This window comes from Pistricoccus aurantiacus (genome assembly GCF_007954585.1).
GTDB classification, from domain to species: domain Bacteria; phylum Pseudomonadota; class Gammaproteobacteria; order Pseudomonadales; family Halomonadaceae; genus Pistricoccus; species Pistricoccus aurantiacus.
Genome location: NZ_CP042382.1, coordinates 1,744,774 through 1,765,809, shown reverse-complemented (window position 1 = coordinate 1,765,809; position 21,036 = coordinate 1,744,774). Strand labels below are relative to the sequence as shown.

Below are 21,036 nucleotides of genomic sequence, written 5' to 3'. Positions count from 1 at the left end.
CTCCAACCCGGCTCGGTACCCCTTGAGAATGATTCGCAGACCACGGAGGAAAACAGTAGGACTCGGGGGACCTGGCCTGAACTCACGCAGGCTCGGTGTTGGATCCTCCACGGACGGACGACTCGGCAGATCCTCTTCTGGGATCGGTTCTTCCGAGGGCAGGTGCTGAACAAAGGGCTCTCCCGGAGTGACCTGCACCAATTGATCCACATAAAAATCGATGCGGCCAACGCGGCAACCATCCCACACAAAATCTGCTAGTACCGTAACGCGCTGTCCCCTCTGCCGACGTATGATCAACCATACTCTCCAAAGGCTCGGGTTGCCCGTCACCAACTCACGCTGGCGCTCAAGCGGAAGACCTCTTTCGTCATTCCAAACACATCTGGCTATCCAGTTATCTCTGACCCATCTCTCCAGCTGTGCATAGGTTGCTGGGACAACCATTTCTTTCCGCCTGCAACTCGGCTTGACCCGCTGGAGGCACCCCAATTGGTCGTTCACATCTACATTGCGTCCGTACTCCACCATTTTTGCCTCTTGTTAATATCACTCCGTATCCACCACGGTGCCGCTGTCTCGATCCACCAGGATCCGTTTCTCGATCTCTGGATCCTCTCGCTCTCCTGCCACCAGCCGTGCGGCCAGGCGCAGGTTCTCCAGTTCGGCGTGGCGGACCTCGGACTGAACCTTGCGGACGTCCTCCATGCGATGGCGGAGCTTGAAGTCCTCCAGCAGCGGATGGCGGCCAGTCAGGGCTTCGATGAAGAGCTGACCTGTGGGGACGATGATCTCATCGGAAGAGCGGCGCGGCTCGCTGAGGCGGTAGATGAAAATATCCCGCAGCACTTCCCGGTCCTTATCCGTCACGTCGTCGCGGTGCCAGACGCAGCGGATGAACTCGGCCAGCTCTTCGATGGTGTAGTTACCGAACTCGTCCGGATCGCGGACCCCAAAATAGTCATCCACGTATTCCTGCATCATGAAGTCTGTCAGGTAACAGGATTCCTTGAGCGGAAAGATGATGTAGTTGCCTTTGTAGCCGAGCGGATGATCGAGGTCGGCGATCTGTACCAGATCGACTTCTTCGCCGGAAATCGTCGGCGTGCAGCGAAAGTCCATCCACGCGGGTGTGCGACGCGACGAACCGCCGGATGAGCCAGGTAGGTCTCTTCCAAGGTCCAGTATTGGATCCATACGACCTGGTGCAGCAAGGGGATCGATGGCTTCGACCTTGCAATCCTCCGCCAGATCGGGGCACTTGACTTTCTTGTTGTAGAGCCGGAAGAACCGCTGATCCGGCGGTTCGTGATCCCAGATAGCCTGCAGGTAATAGAGGATGTTCTGCTTGACGTGGATGCGCAGTGCAGAAACCTGTGTCCTGCGATCGAGTTGTCGCCTAAGCGCATCGGTGTATTGCTGTGTAGCTTCATGTAGAGCGGAGGTATGTTTCTCCAATTCCGAGCGCAGATCCTCAGCTTCACGTTCAAGTCGCTCAAGTGCTGCTCTCTCTCGCGCGACTTTGAGACGGCTCACTTCTTCAGGCACGTCCGCCTCGCCAAAGAAGAACTCGCCCACGTCTTCAATGATGCCTTCGCTTTCCCTTCCTGCAGCCCCGGAAATTTCCTCCGTTAAGGCTTGCTGCAGTTTTTCGAAGGCTCTTTCGACGGCTCTACTCGAAGTGGCGACTTGGGCTTTTGTCTCGTCGACAACTGTGGCTTGGCGCTCCATTTCTCCACGAAGAACCTCGAGTGCGATCTCGTCACTCGCTAGAGTTTGCAGGTAATCTAGAGTTGGGAGAAAGAGGTCATCAAGGATCACCCGACGGAGGATCCACTCGTGCGCCAGCAGCCAGTCCTCATCGATCTCATGGGGTGCCGGGACATCCTGCGCCATTAAAATCACCGGCCTGACCCGGTGGATATGCTCACTGATGCGGTAGCGCCGCTGAAGTTCATAGAACAGGTAGGTGACGGTGAGTTCGTTGTTCGGATTGCTGATTTCGCCCGAGGTAGTGGTTTCGATCTCTTCCGTCGAGGTGGATTCGATCTGAAGCTCGCGCTCTTGTTTGTACTCTTCGGCGGCCTTTAGCGTCGACTCACGAAACTCCTTCTTGTTGCTAGCCGACTCTTCGGCCTGATTGAGAGCAAACTCGGTTGAACCGGCGATATCGGCGATCCCGATCTGGAACGAGCCCTGAGCAGTCTGCTTGAAGTTAGTGGCGATCGAGGTCTTACGCATAATTTCCGCCTCGGCTCGACGGATCTCCGACAGCTCCTCGGATCGTGATGACATCGCCTTGGCGATCTCTTTCTCGGCTCGGCTCTTCTTGATTACCTCCTTCTTGGTGAACTTCCGTGTCTCGCCCGGAGCGAGCGGAATAGTAGCCACCAAATCACCCGCCTGGTAACTCAGCGGCTCCCATTTCTGGCGGTACGTCAGCATGATGCCGAAGTTGTAAGAGTTGGGAGCGAAGAGATCGAAGGCGAAGGGTTTGGATAGGCGATCGCCTAGGTCAAGCAGAAGCCCTTCTACTCTACTCACATGTCCCTCTGGACTGGAGACTATAACTCGTACCTCTTCTCGGGCAACCTCTCTCTCCCTGTCCCCGCCGAGAGCCTTCGCTGCTTGCCTATGCACAGCAGCTTGTTGAGGCCGGCTAAGAGTGTTCCATTCTCGCTGGGAAACATCCGGGAAAAAGTATGCAACATCGAGTGGCACAAGCTCCAAGGCCCGGACTGCCTCGTCCCCTCGGACTTCCGCTATAAGTTCTCGCAACTGGTTCACTTCTGCAATCGACTCAATCGCGGGAGTGTCGAGACCGACCTCGTTCCTGACGCGAACGATTTCCTCGTAAAGGGCCTTCGCTCGCTCCTTCAACACCTCATCGAACGCCTCCGTCCACACATGCTTAAACGCAACCTGGAGTACGTGGAAGTCATGGTAGGCGGTGGCGTCGGCGGGACCGCCTTCCAGCTTCAGAGACTGAACGGCCTCTCGCACCTTCTGCTGGTCGGGGCGACTGGGCAGGGCATCGGTGGCTTCCGCCGCTTCAAGCTCTTGCACCTGCCCGACAATGCGCTCCAGTAGCCGGCGTTCCGCTTCCTCCGTCGTGAGTTCTGCAGATGCCTCCGATGCAGTGACGGTAAACGTCACGGCAGGTAGCCCGGCCGCGGTCGCCGTGAGTGTCTGCAAGCCTTCACCGGTTCCGAGAATCCACATGGCTTCGGCCCTGCCTTCGGCGTTGCTTCTGGCGATGGAGGGGCTGATGAAGCCGTCCCCTTCCGTCACGCTGAACGCGACATCGATCCCGGCGTGAGCAAGCCCGCGGGCGTTCGCGACGCGCACGGCCACAGAGACGCGGTCGCCCGGCGCTGCAGCACGGCTTATTCGGGACAGCGGAATGAGCGCCGCCGGAGAGGCTGTGGCATCGTCGGTCGCGGGAACGGTGTGCTCCGACGGCACGCAGGCGTCGATCAGACTGTGACTGCGGACGCGATCCGTGCCCCCGCCGCGTTCCGACACGATAGCGAGCAGGGCCGACGCATCGGCTTCTCCCTCGACCCGACCGTCAATGATTTCAAGGGTGTGCTCCCCGCCTTCGCCGTTGGCGGGGTTGAGCCGCTCGATGTTGGCGTCGCTAAGGCTGATCCGGAGCAGGCCCCGATACTCCGACAGGCGTTCCAGACCCTTTTCGATCGCCGTATTCTGAGCGGCGGACAGTTCCCCGGATTTTGCCACGAAGAGCGGGTCTTGCTCTCGCACTGCCTTGGGGACGGCAGAGAGGTCTTTGAACTTTTCTTTGGCCTCTTTGGCGAGTGTCTGGGCCTTTTCCGCCTCCTGTTTGAGGCGGGGCTGAAGCCTGAGGGATCCCCACGAACTTCGGCTATCCGTCGCATAAGGCCTGCCCCCTGGCCTCCTCCTGAAGGCTTGCTTGAAGCGCTTTCCAAGAAGGCCAAGGGGCAGCATCGACACGACGACGCCGCAGCCGCTCGAGCCCCAAGCGCCATACGGAGAGCACGTTCCGGTGCCGGATACTGTTGCTCTGGAAGCGCTGCTGTTGACCGCTGTCACGGACCTGCAGGCCGGCCACCATCACGACGACATTGGCCAGCATCGCGATCAGCAGCAGGATTTCGATGCGCTTGCTCTGGCGAGACTGGTGCATGCCGAAGCCCAGACCAAACAAGGGGCTCTTGATGTCACGGAAGCCCTCTTCAATCTGCATGCGCTGCCGATAGATAGCGACCAGTTTGTCCGCCAGCGTGGAGCGCTCCGGCAGGTTGCTGACCAGCACCCAAGGTTCCTTCTGGCGCTGGGCCATCGCCTGACTGCGGCCGTCGTGGGAGATCTGACCTCGCTTATTGCGATGCTTTCGCCCTTTCGGCGGCCGATGATAGAGCACCAGGTGGGTGGTCAGCGGGTTGCTCTCGGCGATTTCGACAGCCCCCAGCGATTGCGGTACCGAACTCGCGTGTTGAAACAAGGCGGTCACAGGTCGCCACGCGCCGCCAGACACCTGGCAGCGCGTGGGGCTGCATACCCGACCAACGTAGTACCAACCACGTGCCTCGACCGCCTTGAACCACGGGTTGCGAAAGCCCGCATCGGTGACCAGGATCGGCGTTGCCTTGGCCGGCAGGATCTCGGCCAAGGCCGCGAGCAAGTACGCTTCACAGTGTTGGCAGCCATCCTTGTGGTGGACTTTTTCGAAAATCGGCAAGGAGCGCCCGGCAAATGGCACGGCGGCACGCAGCAGGAACCGCTGGCCACGGTCATCGATCGGCGACCAGTCCACCAGAATCAGCGGGCGTGTCGTGTGGCCGACCAGCAGGGTGGCCACGAGCCAATAGAATAACGGCCGCTCTTGGTGAAGATAAGGATTGCCCAACAACCGATCGACCCGCTTGATGGTATGCTTGGTATCCACCGGTCCCGGTAAGGCACGCCCCAGGGCGGTCAAGCCCAGGCGGCGCTCGCTCAACAGGGCCCCCACCGTGTCGAGCAGTGTCTGCAAGCGTTTGGCATGGATCGAGGGGAGTGATGACGTCAGCAGAGTATGCAAGAATCGAGGGGCCTGCATGGATCTCCTTCGGCATATTGTTGGTTTGGCGATTAACAACATGCCAATCCATGCAGGCCTTTTCAATTATATCCTTCTGATTTTACTGCTTCTTTCCTGGGGATCCATCAGGGCTGAAGCCCCTTCTTGACGGCGTCTTGAAAGTCCCACGCCCCCTGCACGGCGGCCACGTATTGCGCGGGATCCAGCGTTGCTCGGTCGCCCCCGGCCGGGATCTCGAAGCGATCGAGCTGAGCCTTGAGCAGTCGGATCGCGTAAGCCTCCGTGCGGCCAGCGTCCTGCCGCGGAACGCGTGAGACGTGGAGAACACGTTCCTGGGGCGTCACGGGTGAAGGCTCATTGGCGGAGCGGCTGTCCTCGGGGGCGAAGACTACCAGCATAAGATCCGGCCGCTCCTCCTGATCACTCAGTTGGAAATCCGCTTGTTCGAAAGTCAATTCAAAATGACCACCGGCGTCCGTGAGCACCGATCCGAGCCGGTCTGCCCGTACCCCCTCGGGAAGGTCTCTCACTACTAGGTGATTAGGGTCGAACTGCGTCGGATCCACGTCAAACACAACGACGACGAGACCAGGGATGGCTTCCCCTGTCTCTTTGACCCTGATGTTGCCGAAGATTCGAAACATGGCAACCTCCTTTAGATGAACTCAAGGAGTATTAGGAATTATAGACTCCCTTTTCGCTGAGGACCCATCCCAACCACCCCGAAGATTGTTGGCCTCATCCATACCCGGCGCGGCGTTCATACCACTTGAGAGCGCCAACCACTAGCCGCTGGCAGGGGAGCCGGCGTTCAACGTGATGATGGCCGCCATGAATTTCTGGACACGGACAGCCCCACCGCCATACCGATCAGGTGCTGATAAAGCGCCTTACCGCCTCGACGAATTCCTGAGCCGCGGGCTCACGGCCCAGCAGCAGGTGCCCATCGCTATCTAGGCTCATGAACTCCGCCTCGGGAATGGCGGCGGCGATCTTTCGAGCCGAGTCGATCGGAATGCGCCCGTCTCGTTGCGAGTGAATGACCAGGGTGGGTACGTATACCAGGCCGAGTCGATGGCGCACGTCGATATCCCCGAACGCCGACAGGAAGCGCGCCGCGTTCTCCGGCGAGGTGGTGCGCCGCTGGAATTCGTTGAACCACTGGAGCTCGTCGAAGGTGGCACTGGGCATAAAGGTCGAGGAAAAGACCTGCCGATAGGCCGGGTTATCCTGGCCCCAGCCGGTTTCCGTCAAGGTCAGCATGGCCTCGCGCTCCTTGAGCATTTGCGGCGAGGCATCGATGCGCCAGCCGGCGGCGTAGGCACCGAACAGGATCAGCTGCGACACCCGCTCCGGGTGGCGCACCGCGTACTCGATCGACACCGCGGCGCCTTGAGAGATGCCCAGCAGCGCGAAGCGCTCGAGGCCGAGTGCATCGATCACCGTCTCCAGATCCGTAACGAAGACATCGAAGGAAAGCTCACCGACGTCCCAGTCCGAAAGCCCGTTACCTCGCTCATCGTAGCGCACCAGCAAATGCTCGCTGGCGAGTTCGCGAAACAGCGGGCTCCAGATCGGCGCATCCCAGTCGAGTTCCAGGTGGGTCAGCCAGTTGGCGGCCTTGACCAAGGGCGGCCCCTCGCCGACACAGGCGTAGGCGATGCGCACCCCATCTTTAGCGGTACAGAAATGGATTTCCTGGCGCGCCAGCCACTGCCGCGGGTACTCGTTATCCGGCCTGGCAGCGCCTTGTTCAGAGGCCGATTTCGGCGGCCATTCGAGCCCGGCACCGTGAAAGCGTCGTGCCAGCTCTCGGGACAGGGTTTCGACCTCGCGCAAACGATCCAGTTGACGAAGACAAACCAGGAGACGCGCGGCCGCCTCGCGGTTGAATGGGTCCGCCTCCAGCCAAGCCCTACTCCAAGGCAGCGCCTGATCCGGCGTTATATCGCCGTGGGTGGCCAACCGGTGCAGCACGCCCGCCCGAAGACGCTGCATCTCCTGACGTTCCGCGGTCAGCCAGCGCTGAAAGAGCTCCTGATTGGGCAGGTCGAGACCGTCGAGCAGCGGCTCACTCAAGCGCTCCGCCATCTCGCGCAGCGCCGCCACCGTCAGGTCTTCCCGTTCGAGTCGTTCCGCCAGACGGCGGATATCGATCTCGACCTGATGTGATACGAAGGTCACCCGCTCGCGATCCGCCGCCAGCCGTTCGGTTACGGCGTCGTTGACCACCGGGCGCAGCTTGCTCAAGGACCAGCGCAGAGCGGCCCGCGGGTCGTCGGGTATCTCCCAGAACATCTCGCATAGCCGGTCGCGACGCTGGGGACGTCCGGTCAGGACGAGATAGGCCAGCAAGGCGCGGGTCTTCTTCGACGCCGGCAAGGGCACGCACTCGCCATCCCGGCTTATCGCCAGTTCACCCAGGGTCTGAATCCCGAGCTTGGCCATCGCGGTGCGCTCACGGGCTGGTCTTGTTTCCTACAGTGTCGACGGCTTTTAGCGAAAATTCCACGCTGGTTACAACGCTGGCTACCACGGCAGCCACATAACTTTCGTGTTGCAAGGCTCGGCACGGGGCCGGGCCCAACGAACGAGGTACACCACCATGAATCGTCGAATGAAAGTGCTACCCCAAGCCTCCGGCGAACTATTCCTGACCGATGGCGGCCTGGAAACGGATCTGATCTTCAACCGCGGCGTCGAGATTCGCGAATTCGCCGCCCATACCCTGCTCCCCAGCGCGGCAGGCCGCCATGCCCTGTCGGAGTATTTTCGCGGTTTCCTATCCCTCGCCCGGGAATGCGGGACCGGCTTCATTCTCGACGCTCCGACCTGGAAGGCCCACAGCCACTGGGCAAAGGACCTGGGCGCCACGGAAGCCGAGCTGCGCGCGGCGAACCTCGAGGCGGTGAACTTTATCGCCACGTTGCGGGACGAGTTCGCCGGCAACCAGGGGCCTATCGTGCTCAATGCGGTCATCGGCCCCAAGGGGGACGCCTACGCGCCGGAATCACTCTTGAACGCCGCCGAGGCGGAGGAGTATCACACCCAGCAGATCCGCTGGCTGGTCGACAGCGAGGTGGAGATGGTCTCGGCGCTCACCTTCACCCAGGCGGAAGAAGCCACCGGCATCGTCAAGGCGGCGGACAAGGCCGATCTGCCCATCGTCGTCTCCTTCACCGTGGAGACGGACGGCCGACTGCCTACCGGCCAGCCCCTGGGCGAGGCCATTCGTGAGGTGGACGCGGCGACTCGCCGGGCGGCGGCCTACTTCATGGTCAACTGCGCCCATCCGGAGCATTTCCGCGACGCCATCACCGACGCCGGCTGGTCGCGGCGGATCAAGGGGCTGCGCTGCAACGCCTCGCGCTGCAGCCACGCGGAACTGGACGCCGCGGAAGAGCTCGATGCGGGCAATCCACGGGAGCTGGCTGCCCTCTACCGGGAGCTGGCCGCCAGGATGCCCTGGGTCAACGTGCTCGGCGGCTGCTGCGGCACGGACCTGCGCCATGTCAGTGCGATCGCCAAGGCCTTCACCTCGGACGACGCTATGGCGAGCTAACCAGTCAACAACCTGGATCTGGCCGACAACGACTACCCGACGACAGGAGACTTATCATGAAAATAAAGACATTCACCCTGACTGCCGCGGCGGTGCTCGCCGCCGCGATCGGTAGCGCCTCCTTAGCTCACGAGGACGCGCGCAAGACGGAGCTGTTCAAGCCCGGGGTCGGCTACGCCGGCGAGCGGGCCGAGCCGACGGCGGATCTCGCCGCTCGGGTGCCGCTATACGAAGGGCTCGGCAGCCGCAGCTACGAGATCACCACCCGAAGCCCACGGGCCCAGGCGTATTTCGATCAGGGCCTGAAGCTCGCCTGGGGCTTCAATCACGCCGAGGCGCGCCGTGCCTTCCGCGAGGCCCAGCGGCTCGATCCGAGTTGCGCCATGTGCTTCTGGGGCGAGGCCTTCGTGCTCGGCTCCAATATCAACGACGCCATGCACGATGAGGCCATCGCGCCGGCCTTCGAGGCGATCACCCAAGCGATGGCGCTAAAGGACGAAGCGACTCCCAAGGAGCAGGCGCTGATCGAGGCGCTGGCCAAGCGCTACGCCGCGGATTCGAGCGCGGATCGCGCGGCCCTCGACCGGGCCTGGGCGGACGCCATCCGGACGGTCGCCCAGCGCTATCCGCGGGATGCGGATATCCAGGTGCTCTACGCCGACGCGCTGATGAACCTGCAGCCTTGGGATTATTGGGAAGCGGATGGCACCACCCCCAAGGGATATGCGGCGGATATCGTCGCCACCCTGGAGCGTGCGCTCGCCGTCGCGCCGGGCCATCCGGCGGCGGCGCATCTCTATATCCACGCCGTGGAGGCCTCCGCGACCCCGGAACGCGCGGAGCCTCATGCGAATGCCCTGCGCGGCGCGATGCCGGGAGCCGGTCATCTGACGCACATGCCGGCGCATATCTATAGCCGGGTCGGTCGCTACCAGGATTCGCTGGCGGTCAACCGGGACGCCATCGCCGCGGATGAGCGGATGCTGGAGGCGATGGGCGATGCCGCCAGCCCGCTCTATCGCTTCGGCTACTATCCGCACAACGTGCACTTCTTGCTGATGGCCGCGCAAATGACCGGGGCCAAGGACGATGTGCTGGCATCCGCCGAGAAGCTCGACGCCATCACCTCGGATGAGGTTTCCGCCGAGCTCGGCTGGGCACAGGCGATCAAGACCGCGCCCTATTCCGCCCACGCCCAGTTCGCGGAACCGGAAGCCATCCTGGCCCTGAACGACCCCGGCGACCAGTTCCCCTTCGTCAAGGGCTACTGGCACTATGCCCGTGGCGTGGCCTTCGCCCGGCTGGGCCGGGTCGACGAGGCGCTGGCGGAAGCGGCAGCCTTGGACGAACTCTATACTAACGCCGACCTGGACGGGCTGGAGGCTCAATACGTGCCCGCGCGCACCCTGCTCGAGATCGCCAAGCATATCGTCGAAGCGCGGGTCGAACAGGCCAGGCAGGACTATCCGGCCGCCGAGCATCATCTGCAGGAAGCGATCGCTCTGGAAGACACCATTGCTTATATGGAACCGCCCTACTGGTACTACCCCGTCCGCCAGACCCTCGGCGCGGTGCAGCTTCAGGACGGCCGCGCCCAGGAAGCGATCGCCACCTTCCGCCAGGCGCTGAAGAAACAGCCGAAAAACGGCTGGGCGCTGTGGGGGTTGCTGCAGGCGCAGCAACAAGTCGGCGACGCCTCCGCCAGGCAGACCGAGCGCGAGTTCCGTCGGGTATGGCTGGGCGACAATACCTTGTTGTCTCTTGACCGGTTGTGATGGAGTCAAGATCGAAATGTCCAAGTACCGAAGCTGACAACAAGGACGTTTGTCGGTCTCGTTGGAAGAAGATGACGAAGGAGTTCGATACCGAGAGTGCCGCCAATGACACTCGCGAGTATTTTCGTTCCGACACTATCGAGTACGAACTATTCTGAAAATTCCTGATAGGAGAAAGTGCAACGCTACATTGCTCATGAGGTCGGAGCGGAGACTTGCTCGTCACAAGCAATCACTACCAGTCATCGCCTCGAACGCCGCTGACTTCCGGCGCCAGGCAGCCACCAACAATAACCAAGAAAGGGAAGCCTCCATGGCCTGTCAGATCGTCATCTCTCCCCCCGCCGGTCAGGAAACGACAGCGGGTCAGGGGCTCACCACGCTGAGTGTTTCCGGCACCGCGACCGAGTGCTCGTCGGTGCGGGTTCGGGTCCATCAGACCCAGCCAGTCGATGTATCCACACCGCAAAGAACGGCAACGGTCACGAACGGCCAGTGGAGCGTCGATTTCACGCTAGCGGCGGCGGATTTCCAGCCTGGAACGTTTTTCTGTGGCAGCGGTAATAAATACGACATCCACGCCGAGTGCGCCGACGATAGTACTTGTTTCGCGAGTTTGAGCGGTGAATTGATCAACTGTGGGAACTGCCCGAACGTCGGCATCACCATTACCCCGGGCGACTGTGTCAACGGGCGCAGGACAGTGGGTCTTGAAGCCAATGTGGTCGCCGCCAGCGATGCGACCTACACCTGGTTCTTTGGCACCGACGAAGACAATCAGCCGGGGGAAGACAGCCAAGCGGGGGATGGAAGCGGAAACCCATGGCTTCCGCCGCCGGACTCGAACGGCGTCCGCGTGGTCGCGACGGACCATGTCTATGAGCCCTCGAGCGATCAGCCGCAAACCATCAGGGTACGCTTTGTCACGTCGAGCGGCCCCGCTTCGACGTGCGTTGCCGAGAGTGAGTTTACGCTTGGCCCCTGCCGTTGCGATTTGAATGTGGTGCTGCAAGTCGCCGATCAAGCAGGCCAGGAATTTCCGGCGGGAGAATGCCTTCCTCCGGATAACTATATGGTTCAGGTGGTCAGTTCTGTCGGAAGCAATACAACCTATTCATGGTCCGTGAATGGCGTAGCCGACAACAGCCAGACCGGCGCGGCCTTCAACGTTTCCATCGCCGCTGGAGATGAGAAAACCGTTTCCGCCGTAGTGACGCAGGGCGGCTGTACCGCCAGCAATGGTGTTACAGTCGCGGGCTGCGAGGATTGCAATGGCTTTGACGCCCGGCTGCGCATACTCGATCGCAACCGTCGGGATGTCACTGACGAAGAATGTCTCCCGCAGGGCGACTATACCGTGCAGGCCACTTCCCCCGCCGGGGTTGGCAACGTCTTCACATGGTCGATTGATAATGAGGTGGACGACACCGCTACCGACACCACCTTGGCAATCGCTCTAGGAGACAATGATCAAAGGATCGTGACGCTCGAGGCAGCTCGCGGCGCCTGTCGCGATATTGCCTCCGTGGTCCTGAGAACCTGCCGACCCGCGGATGACAGGGATGACGATGTATTTATTCCTTGCCTGCTTTTCAAGGTGTTAGCTTTGCTGGGGCTGGGGTTGGTCTTCCTGGGTGCGGTACTGCTGCTTTGTCCATTGGTTGCGGCGCCTTTTCCACCAGAAGTGGCGTTGGCGATTGGAATTGGCTTATCAATAGGTGGAGCACTCCTGCTGGGCCTCGGTCTGCTGCTGTGGTTCCTGATCTGTCAGCCGTCCGCCTGCGACTGGTTGGCGTTCTTGTGGCAGGCACTGTTCCTTCTGGGGCTGGTGATGATCTATGCGGGCCTGTGTCCCGGTTGCTCCTGGATGCTGGTTGGTGTAATTCCGCTGATCGCAGGTGCCGGCACCTCGATTGCCTGGGGAAGGAATTGCCGTCCCACCCCCTGCCGAATGCTGACAGAATGGATCACGTTGTTCACCTTTGTGGTGAATGTTGTCGCCATCTTGGAAATGGTGCTTGCGGCATGTGTCATCACCAGTCGGCCTATTGCCTCGATCATATGGGGATTGATGATCGCCGCCGTTCAGGCCTGGCTGTGGTTCGAGGCAAATCAAAGAAACTGCATTCGCACTTGATGCGCATTCGTCAGAATACTCTGCCTGACCCGGATGCCAGCCGGCCGGAGCCGTTGCTGGAGGTGGTTTACTGGAACCTGTTCTTTATCGCCATGAACCTGGTGTTGATTGGGCGCATTCTGCGACAGCGACGTATAGCAGCGGCTGAAAAGGGGTCGGATGATGAATCATCCGAGATGCGGGGATGACATGGCCGCATGCCTTGGGTTGTCGTTGCATCGTCGCCGCGACTGCTATAGTGAAATGGACGTAACGCTGCTTTGGAGCTTCCCAATGACTCACGATCCCGCCGGCCGCATCAGCCTGCATCCTCATGACCGGACCGTTCGCGTCCGCCTTGGCGGGCAGGCGATCGCGGATAGTCGCTATGCCATCAAACTGCGGGAGACGGATTACCCGCACCGACAATATATCCCGCGAGAAGATGTGGATATGCCGCGGCTCGTCAGGTCAGCGACGCTCACTCATTGCCCGTTCAAGGGCGATGCGACCTACTTTTCACTCGAACAGGATGGTGAGGTTGTGTCGGATATCGCCTGGAGCTACGAGCAACCCTTCGAGGCCATGGCCGCGATCAAGGATCACCTGGCCTTCGATACGCGCCTGGTGGAAGAACGATTGGATTAGTCCGATTTCTGCAGGGCGCTCTCGATGGTCTCGAAGCGGCGCCTGGCCAGTTCCTCTCCCAGCGCCTTGCCCTTGAAGCCTTCCTCGAGCAGCGACGCCGGGTGGATCTGCGCCGCCAGGCGCCAGCTTAGGGCCAGGTCCGTGGCAAGCTGGGTATCCTCGAGGCTGACCAGGTCGAACAGTGGTGCCACCCGCTCACTTCTGCGCCAGGCGTCGATGCCGTCGAGCCAGTCCATCGTCTCCCGAGCGTTGAGTCCCAAAGTGGCGACGCTCAAGCGCAGATGACGAGTTTTTGCCACCTGCCGGGCCAGTTCCGCATAGGCGTTGGGCAGACGCAGGCGCTGGGTCAACCGCTCCCGCTCCTGGTCCTCGAGGTGCTCCACCAGCCGCGCCCAGCGCCAGCGCGACCGATCGCCGTTATCCTCCGGTAGTCGGTGCAGGCGTTCGAGAGCCGCTTCCAGACCGAGATCGTCCGCGCTCAGCTCCGGCATCAGCACGTCCAGCGCGCCGCAGTCGTCCAGCGCGCGGAAATAGGCCTCGGGGTGGAGCTCCCCCAGCGCCTTTTCGGTTTCCGTCCAGACCCTTTCCGCCACCAGATGGTGCATTTCGCCGCTTTCGACAAGTTTGCCCATCAGACGCCGGGTGCCAGCGTCGATATGGAAGCCGAGCTCAGTGTAGCGGGCCAGAAAGCGCGCGGTACGCAGCACCCGCAAGGGATCCTCGACGAAGGCCGGCGAGACGTGCCGCAGCCGCCGCGCCTCGAGATCCGCTTGCCCGTCGTAGGGATCGATCAGCCTTCCGTCTGGCGCTTGCGCCATGGCGTTGATGGTCAGATCCCGCCGCGCCAGGTCTTCTTCCAGGGTGACCTCAGGACTGGCATGCACGCGAAAGCCGGTATAGCCGCGCCCCGCTTTGCGCTCGGTGCGGGCCAGGGCGTATTCCTCGTGGCTGTGGGGGTGCAGGAACACCGGAAAATCCCGTCCCACGGGCTTGAAGCCGCGTCGCAGCATTTCCTGCGGCGTGGCGCCGACCACCACCCAGTCTCGATCCACCACCGGCCAGCCCAGCAGCCGATCGCGCACCGCACCGCCGACGCAGTAGACCTCGAGTCCATCGAGCAGAGGATCAGCGTTCACGAGGCTGGCGGCTGGGGACGCTGATACGCTCACCGCTCTCCAGGTTCAGCGCGGTCAGGCTGCCGCCCCATACGCAGCCGGTATCCAGCGCCTCGACATTGACGCGGCTTCCCGGGGTCTGGCCTTCCAACGCCGCCCAGTGGCCGAATAGCAGCCGGGCATTATCCTGACGGGGGAAGCTGAACCAGGGCGCGAATCCTTGCGGCGCCAGATCGAGCCCTTCCTTGGCCTGGAAATCCAGGCAGCCCTGGGCGTCGATGAAGCGCATGCGAGTCAGCACGTTGACGATCATCCTGAGCCTCGCCACGCCGTCGAGATCGTCTCGCCAGCAGGCCGGATCGTTGCCATACATCTGTTCAAGAAAGGCACCGCTATTCTCCGCGCTCAGCCGAGCCTGCACTTCCTCGCCCAAGGCGCTAGCCTGTTCCAGACTCCACTGCGGCAGAATACCTGCGTGACTCATCAGCAGATCGCCGTCGCGTATCACCAGCGGTCGGGCCTGCAGCCAGTCGAGCAGCGTTTCCCGATCCGGCGCGGCGAGAGTGTCTTCCAGGGTATCGCTCCACTTCAGGCTCGCACCTCCTCGGGCCACCGCCAGCAGATGCAGATCATGATTGCCCAGCACTACCCGCGCGGCGTCCTTCAAGGCCATCACTTCCCGCAGGCAGGCCAGAGAGCCCGGGCCGCGATTGACCAGGTCCCCCGCTAGCCAGAGACGATCCCGAGCCGGATCGAAGTCGATTCGCTCCAGCAGGGCGACGAACTCTCCATGGCAACCTTGCAGATCACCGATGACATAGGTCGACATGCGTGCTCCTTGCAGGTATCGAGTAAACACTTGTGCAAATGACGAGCAGCGACAGACGATAAAACGCTCGAACCGACCAGAATTGGCCGGGTCAATGCACCTGATGGGGGATCGCCAGGCGAAACGGCGCAATGGGCACCTCGAAGCTGCGCTGATTTCGCGTATCGATAAAGGTATAGCACCCTTGCATCACCCCTACCGGGCCATCGAGCACCGCGCGACTGGTATAGTGAAACAGCTTGCCGGGCTCGATCAGCGGCTGCTTGCCTACCACCCCCTTGCCGCGCACTTCCTGCACCTTGCCGCTGCCCTGGGTGATTTTCCAGTAGCGGGTCAACAGCTGGACGCTACGGCTGGAATGATTGCGCAAGGTAACGGTGTAGCTGAAAACGTAGCGCTGCTGCGCCGTGGAGGATTCCTGCGCGTGATAGACCGGCTCCACCTGCACGCTGACGGCATTTGCCAGTTCGCCAAGCTCATTATCCGTCATGGGTCGCTCCGGCCAGATGATCGGCGATACGTACGAACTCGGCTACGCTTAGGGTCTGTGGGCGTCGACCAGGGTCGATGCCGAGCGCCGTCAAGGCCTCCGCATCGATACGCTTCTTGAGATTGTTTCTCAAGGTCTTGCGTCGCTGACCGAAGGCCTCCCGCACCAGTTCGAACAGCAGCGTCTCATCCTTGGCGGGATGAGACAGCGTAGCGTGAGGCGTCAGCCTGACGATGGCGGAATCCACCTTTGGTCGGGGCACGAAGGCTTCCGGCGGCACCCTGAACAGGGACTCGACCTCGCAATGGTACTGAGCCATCACGGAAAGGCGACCCCAATCCGCTCCGCCGGGAGTCGCGGCAAGCCGATCCACCACTTCTTTCTGCAGCATGAAGTGCATATCACTGATGACGTGGCGGGTCTGCAACAGATGCACGATCAACGGCGTGGAAATGTTGTAGGGCAGATTGCCTACCACCCGCAGCGGCCTGCCTTCTCCCTTCAGCGCCGCGAAATCGAAGCTCAGCGCATCGCCTTCGTGAATCACCAGATCCGGATAGTTGAAGAACTGGACCCGCAGACCGGGAATCAGATCCCGGTCGAGTTCGATGACTTCCAGCTTGCCGGTCTCTTCCAGCAGCGGCTCCGTCAGCGCGCCTTGCCCCGGACCGATTTCTACCAGCCGCTCGTCGGCTCTGGGGCGAATGGCCCGGACGATGGCCGCGATGACCCCGGGGTCGCGCAGGAAGTTCTGACCGAAGCGCTTGCGCGCGCGAGGTAAAGCAGAGCCGGGCATAAGAGCAAGATTCCTTTTGGCTTAAGGCAAGCCTTGGTTGGCGGCCCGGGCCATGTCCGCCGCCACTTGGAGCGCCACTCGCAGGCTGCCCGGGTCGGCGACGCCCTTCCCGGCCAGGTCCAGCGCCGTGCCGTGATCCACGGAAGTGCGAATCAGGGGCAGCCCGAGGGTAATATTGGCCCCCAGGCCGAATCCCGCGTACTTGAGCACCGCCAGACCCTGGTCGTGATACATGGCGAGTACCGCGTCCACCTGGTCCAGATGACGCGGCGTGAACAGGGTATCCGCCGGCAGCGGACCGATAAGCTGCATTCCCTCGCCGCGCAGGCGCTCCAGAACGGGAATCAGGGTGGTGATTTCCTCGTCACCGAGATGGCCGCCCTCACCGGCGTGGGGATTGAGGCCGCAGACCGCGATGCGCGGACAGGCGATGCCGAAATGCCGCTTGAGATCCCGGGCGAGAATGCGCAGCACCCGCTCCAGACCTGGCTGGGTGATCGCCTGAGCCACCTGACGAAGCGGCAGATGCGTGGTCGCCAGGGCGACCCGCAGGGGACAGTATGGCTGCCCCGCGACTCGGCCATGCAGCGCCGACTGGGTTGCCAGCATCATCACCACCTCGTCTACGCCACAGGCGTCCCGCAGGTATTCCGTGTGGCCGGTAAACCCGGGATGCCCCCCTTCGATGATCGCGCCCTTGTGCAGCGGTGAAGTGACCATGGCCTGGGCGCTACCCTGATCACAGGCGGCGATGGCCACGTCCAGGGTATTCAGCACGTAATCCGCGTTTGCCGGATCGAGCACGCCGGGCCGTGATGACACTCGCAGCGGCACCGGCCATACCGACAGGACTCCCGGGCGGGCCGCACGCGGCGACTCGTTCATGGCCAGCACGTCGAGTTCGATGGGGATATCCAAGGCGCGCGCCCGCTGCGTCAACAGCTGCGGGTCTCCTACCGCAACGATGCGGCCCGGCAGCGCGTCGATGTCTTGCGTCAGCTTTAGCACCAGTTCCGGCCCGATGCCCGCCGGCTCGCCGGTGGTCAGCGCCAGACAGGGCTGTTGGCGGGAGTCAACCATTGCCGGCCTCAACCATTGCCCGTCAGGCGATTGTCGATATAGGCGCCCGCGCGAATCTCTTGAATCCAGGCTTCCAGCTCGTCGTTTGCCTTGCGCTGAAACAGCGTATTGCGTACCTGATCCCGCTGGGCTTCGCCGGAGATGGACTGCCCACCCTGGCGATCGAGCAGCTTGACCAGATGGAAACCGCTGGGGCTTCGAATCGGCTGGCTTACCTCGCCGACGCTCAGGTTGGGTACCGTATCGGCAAAGATCGTCGGAATTTCCCCGGCGCTTCGTACACCCAGATCGCCCCCGTTCAGGGCCTGGCTGCCGTCGGACTCCGCCGCGGCCACGGCGGCGAAATCCGCCCCCTGCTCGACCTCTCGCCTCAGGCGCTCGATCTTGTCCCGCGCCGCTTCGACCTGGGCGGTGGACGGCGACTGGGGCAGCGCCACCAGAATCTGCGCCAGATGATAGCTCGCATCCGTACCGCCCTGCTGAAGATAACGATCGACTTCCCGCTCGCTGATGTTGATACGGCTGGCGACCCGACGCTGCTGAATCTGACGAATCAGCATTTCCCGACGTACGTCCTCGCGCACCGCGGCCAGGGACATGCCGTCCGCTTCCAGCGTATCGGCAAACTGATCCAGGCTCATGCCGTTCTGTTCGGCGATACCGCGCACGGTACGGTTGAGCTCGGTGTCATCGACGCCGAGGTTGGCCTCCTTGGCCATCTGCAGCTGAATTTCCTCGACGATCATGCGCTCCAGCACCTGGTCTCTCAGAGAGCGTTCGGAAGGCGCCTCGATGCCGCGCTGCTGCAGTTGCCGCCGCGCCTGATCGATACGCTGATCAAGCTCGCTTTGCATGATCGCGTCTTCATTGACCACCGCCACGATACGGTCCAGCGGCTGCAGAGCCTGCGCCATTGCCGCCAAGGGCGCGATGCCGAGCACCAGGGCGAACCCCAGGGAAGCGAGCAGTCGACTACGCATAAGTACCTCGCATAATTACCTCGTTCACTTTCATCATGTCATTTGATGTATCGAATGATATTCATTGATTCGGCAGCACCCATCGCCGGTCTCAGTTGAGAGCAGTGGTTCGGTAACCGGGTATGGCCCGCTCGAAATACTGATCGGCGCTCTGGCCGACGCCGCCCAGCCCCTTGAATACGAAATTGAGGAAGATACCGCGATCCGTATAGTCGTCCGCAATGGTATTGGCGGTGTCGTTGTCGTCGATCCATTCGCGCCACACGAGCTGTAGACCATAGCAGCAATCATTCCACTGCACCCCGGCAAGCTGTTCCAGGGCTCGGTCATTGGTGTTGTCGTAAAGGAAACGGCCGATCAGGTCGAACCTGTTGTTGGCTTTCCAGGCGAAGGAGGTGTCGAACTCCTCCCGGTTGTAGCCCAGCCGATCTTCCGCATCACCCCCTGGATCGAAGCCTTGAAGCTCCCAGCGGTAGCCCAGGTTCAGCACATGGCCGTCCGGGTGGCGATAGTTCAGCGCGACCCGATTCTGCTCCGTGCGCTCGCGCTTGTCGTCGTAGAGCCATTCATAGCGGGTGCTCCAGCGATCGGTGATCCGCCAGTCGAGGCGGGTCACCAGGGGCGAGCGATTTCGGGTGGCGCGGTACCATTCCTCGAAATTGGTGTCACGATTCGGCAGCGTATCCGGATCCCCGGTCATGTCGATGGTGCGATCATCGAAATAGGCGCTTTGGCCCAGTGAAAGCGCAAGACGTTCGCGGCCGGTCTCGTCTTCCAGGAAGCGCGTGCTCACGCCGTAGGACAGCTTGTTGACGTCTCCCACCCGATCTACGCCGGTGAAGCGGTAAGGCGACCACAGTTGATTCCAGGAGAAGGCCAGCGGCTCCGTGTCGAAATCCGGGAACTCGCTCTGCTCCTTTTCCGGCACGTAGGCGTAATACAAGCGGGGCTCAAGAGTCTGGCGATAATCGGCGCCGAAGGCCTGCATATCGCGCTCGAAATAGAGCCCGGCGTCGATGGAGGACACCGGCACCGTGCGGGTCAAGTCCTCGTCGCGATCCGTGTCCCGCGCGCCGTAGTCCAGGGAGTAGGCGGTATAAAGCATTTCCAGACGCGGTTCGAGAAAGCCCCAGCTGGGCGCCTTGCGCCAGCCAAGCGCCGGCGCCAGATGCAGCCGCGTGCCGGTGGCGGCTTCGTCGAGTGGCACCAGATTCTCGTTGACGTCTCGCCAGAAATAAGTGGCGTTGGAATACCACTGCTGATAGAAGCCGCCGTCCTGAGACCAGGCGGCGTTGGCGCTAAGACTCGGCAGACGGTAGAAGGGCTTGTCGTTTTCCTTGAGGGGATATTCGAGCCGCTGATAGCCTTGGGCACGGGCTTCCAGCTGCCAGGTATCGCCGCGATAGTCCAGCAGCGCCAGGCGCGACATGAACTCCGTATCCTGCTGCCCGAAGGTGGTGCCGAAGTCCTCGAAATAGCGCCCGTCGCTGGCGGCGCCATAGCGCAACTGGTATCCCAGACGCGGCGAGAAACGCCCCTGGTGGCGATAATCCAGATACCAGCGTTCCTCACCATCGAAGGCATCCGGAGGATCGTTGGGATTTTTGCGCTCGCCGCCCTTGTCGTCCGCCAGATAGGCGCCTTCGATGATGCCCGCATCGCTGCCGAACAGATAGCGAAACTCGCCGCCCAGCAACAGGCCATGCTCCGTCAGCCAGCGCGGCGTCAGGGTCGCATCGTAGTTCGGCGCCAGGTTGAAATAATAGGGCTGGGCGTAATCGAAGGAATCCCCGGAAAAGCCCAGGGTCGGCCAAAGAAAACCGCTCTGACGGCGGTCATCGATGGGAAATCGCACCCAGGGCCAATAGAACACCGGCACCTTGCCGACTTCGAGCCGGGCGTGTTTGGCGGTGCCGAATCCCTGTTCTCGATCGAGGAGGATATCGTTGCTGATCAACCGCCAGGTATCATCGCCGGGCTCGCAGGTGGTGAAACTGGCTTCCGTCAGCCGGTAGCGACCGTCTTCCAGGCGCTGCAGCTGCTGGGCATCGCCGCGCAGACGCTGTTGATGGGCCACGTAATGGGCGCTGTCGATACTCGCCGCGTCGCTATCGAGAGACAGCTCGGCGGCGTTGCCGCGCACCAGCATCCCCGAGCTGCGCAGCGCAAGCGGTCCCTGGGCGGAAACCCTGTCGCGGGCGGCGTTGACGGTCAGTTGCGGCGCTTCCAGCTGGCTATCGTCTCGCCGCAGGATCACCTCGCCGGAGAGAATGGTTTCTCCCGCCTCGCCATAGCGCGCGCTGTCCGCGCTGGAACGTACCTGGCGTGGGGTGTCGCCAGGGGGCAGCAGATACTCGGGCATCACGTAGCGCCCTTTGCATAGCGCGCCGGAAGGCGCCTCGGCGCCCCAAGGCTGCCAGTCGAGCTGGCCGGGAGGCAGCGACGGCGGCGGAGCGGCTTGAACGAAAGTGCTCAACAGACTCGAACCGGTAACCAACCCCGCCAGGGCAGTCTTGTAGTGTGGCTTGCCCATGTTCTTCGCTGTCCTTGACCGATGAAATCAGTATTATACAAGCCTCG

The 21,036-nt window shown here is 61.9% G+C and carries 15 protein-coding genes; 4 read left to right on the top strand and 11 right to left on the bottom strand.

Going from position 1 to position 21,036, the window contains the following annotated elements:
• Positions 1-549 precede the first annotated feature (549 nt).
• The 4 genes from FGL86_RS08465 to FGL86_RS08450 form a co-directional block, all read right to left on the bottom strand.
• A complete protein-coding gene (locus tag FGL86_RS08465) occupies positions 550-3,975 on the bottom strand; it encodes a hypothetical protein (protein WP_147184157.1) in 3,426 nt (1,141 codons plus the stop codon).
• The gene (locus FGL86_RS08460) at positions 3,887-5,083 is read right to left on the bottom strand and encodes an IS4 family transposase (protein ID WP_147184156.1); all 1,197 of its coding nucleotides are present in this window, start codon (positions 5,081-5,083) and stop codon (positions 3,887-3,889) included. The genes FGL86_RS08465 and FGL86_RS08460 overlap by 89 nt, the downstream gene beginning before the upstream one ends.
• Positions 5,084-5,190: 107 nt before the next feature.
• The gene (locus FGL86_RS08455) at positions 5,191-5,709 is read right to left on the bottom strand and encodes a hypothetical protein (RefSeq protein WP_147184155.1); all 519 of its coding nucleotides are present in this window, start codon (positions 5,707-5,709) and stop codon (positions 5,191-5,193) included.
• 226 nt (positions 5,710-5,935) lie between these two features.
• Positions 5,936-7,513: a bifunctional AfsR/SARP family transcriptional regulator/alpha/beta hydrolase gene (locus FGL86_RS08450; RefSeq protein WP_147184154.1), complete on the bottom strand. Its 1,578-nt coding sequence runs from the start codon at positions 7,511-7,513 to the stop codon at positions 5,936-5,938.
• A gap of 169 nt (positions 7,514-7,682) precedes the next feature.
• On the opposite strand from FGL86_RS08450, the gene FGL86_RS08445 reads away from it, so the two are divergent.
• The 4 genes from FGL86_RS08445 to FGL86_RS08430 all read left to right on the top strand — a co-directional run bounded on the left by FGL86_RS08445 (position 7,683) and on the right by FGL86_RS08430 (position 13,166).
• Positions 7,683-8,627, top strand: a complete 945-nt coding sequence (locus tag FGL86_RS08445) for a homocysteine S-methyltransferase family protein (RefSeq protein WP_147184153.1) — start codon at positions 7,683-7,685, stop codon at positions 8,625-8,627.
• 56 nt (positions 8,628-8,683) lie between these two features.
• Positions 8,684-10,402, top strand: coding sequence for a tetratricopeptide repeat protein (locus tag FGL86_RS08440; RefSeq protein WP_147184152.1), 1,719 nt, complete (start codon positions 8,684-8,686; stop codon positions 10,400-10,402).
• Positions 10,403-10,715: 313 nt separating this feature from the next.
• Positions 10,716-12,539 carry a hypothetical protein gene (locus tag FGL86_RS08435; RefSeq protein WP_147184151.1) on the top strand — a complete coding sequence of 608 codons (1,824 nt, stop codon included), beginning with the start codon at positions 10,716-10,718 and terminating at the stop codon, positions 12,537-12,539.
• 273 nt (positions 12,540-12,812) lie between these two features.
• A complete protein-coding gene (locus FGL86_RS08430; protein ID WP_147184150.1) occupies positions 12,813-13,166 on the top strand; it encodes a DUF427 domain-containing protein in 354 nt (117 codons plus the stop codon).
• Here the strand turns inward: FGL86_RS08430 and FGL86_RS08425 are convergent.
• The 7 genes from FGL86_RS08425 to FGL86_RS08395 form a co-directional block, all read right to left on the bottom strand.
• On the bottom strand, positions 13,163-14,302 hold the full coding sequence (locus tag FGL86_RS08425) for a tRNA nucleotidyltransferase/poly(A) polymerase-related protein (protein ID WP_246131771.1): 1,140 nt from the start codon (positions 14,300-14,302) through the stop codon (positions 13,163-13,165). The two genes, FGL86_RS08430 and FGL86_RS08425, sit on opposite strands and share 4 nt — an antisense overlap.
• Complete coding sequence (locus tag FGL86_RS08420) at positions 14,292-15,110, bottom strand: symmetrical bis(5'-nucleosyl)-tetraphosphatase (RefSeq protein ID WP_147184149.1); 819 nt, start codon at positions 15,108-15,110, stop codon at positions 14,292-14,294. Before FGL86_RS08420 ends, FGL86_RS08425 begins: the two co-directional genes overlap by 11 nt.
• A gap of 91 nt (positions 15,111-15,201) precedes the next feature.
• Complete coding sequence (gene apaG / locus FGL86_RS08415) at positions 15,202-15,600, bottom strand: Co2+/Mg2+ efflux protein ApaG (protein ID WP_147184148.1); 399 nt, start codon at positions 15,598-15,600, stop codon at positions 15,202-15,204.
• The gene (gene rsmA, locus FGL86_RS08410) at positions 15,590-16,396 is read right to left on the bottom strand and encodes a 16S rRNA (adenine(1518)-N(6)/adenine(1519)-N(6))-dimethyltransferase RsmA (RefSeq protein WP_147184147.1); all 807 of its coding nucleotides are present in this window, start codon (positions 16,394-16,396) and stop codon (positions 15,590-15,592) included. Before rsmA ends, apaG begins: the two co-directional genes overlap by 11 nt.
• A gap of 21 nt (positions 16,397-16,417) precedes the next feature.
• Positions 16,418-17,476: a 4-hydroxythreonine-4-phosphate dehydrogenase PdxA gene (pdxA, locus tag FGL86_RS08405; protein WP_147184146.1), complete on the bottom strand. Its 1,059-nt coding sequence runs from the start codon at positions 17,474-17,476 to the stop codon at positions 16,418-16,420.
• Between the two features lie 8 nt (positions 17,477-17,484).
• Entirely contained in the window at positions 17,485-18,456 is a 972-nt protein-coding gene (locus FGL86_RS08400; protein ID WP_147184145.1) for a peptidylprolyl isomerase, read from the bottom strand.
• A gap of 91 nt (positions 18,457-18,547) precedes the next feature.
• Entirely contained in the window at positions 18,548-20,989 is a 2,442-nt protein-coding gene (locus tag FGL86_RS08395) for an LPS-assembly protein LptD (protein ID WP_147184144.1), read from the bottom strand.
• Positions 20,990-21,036 lie beyond the last annotated feature (47 nt).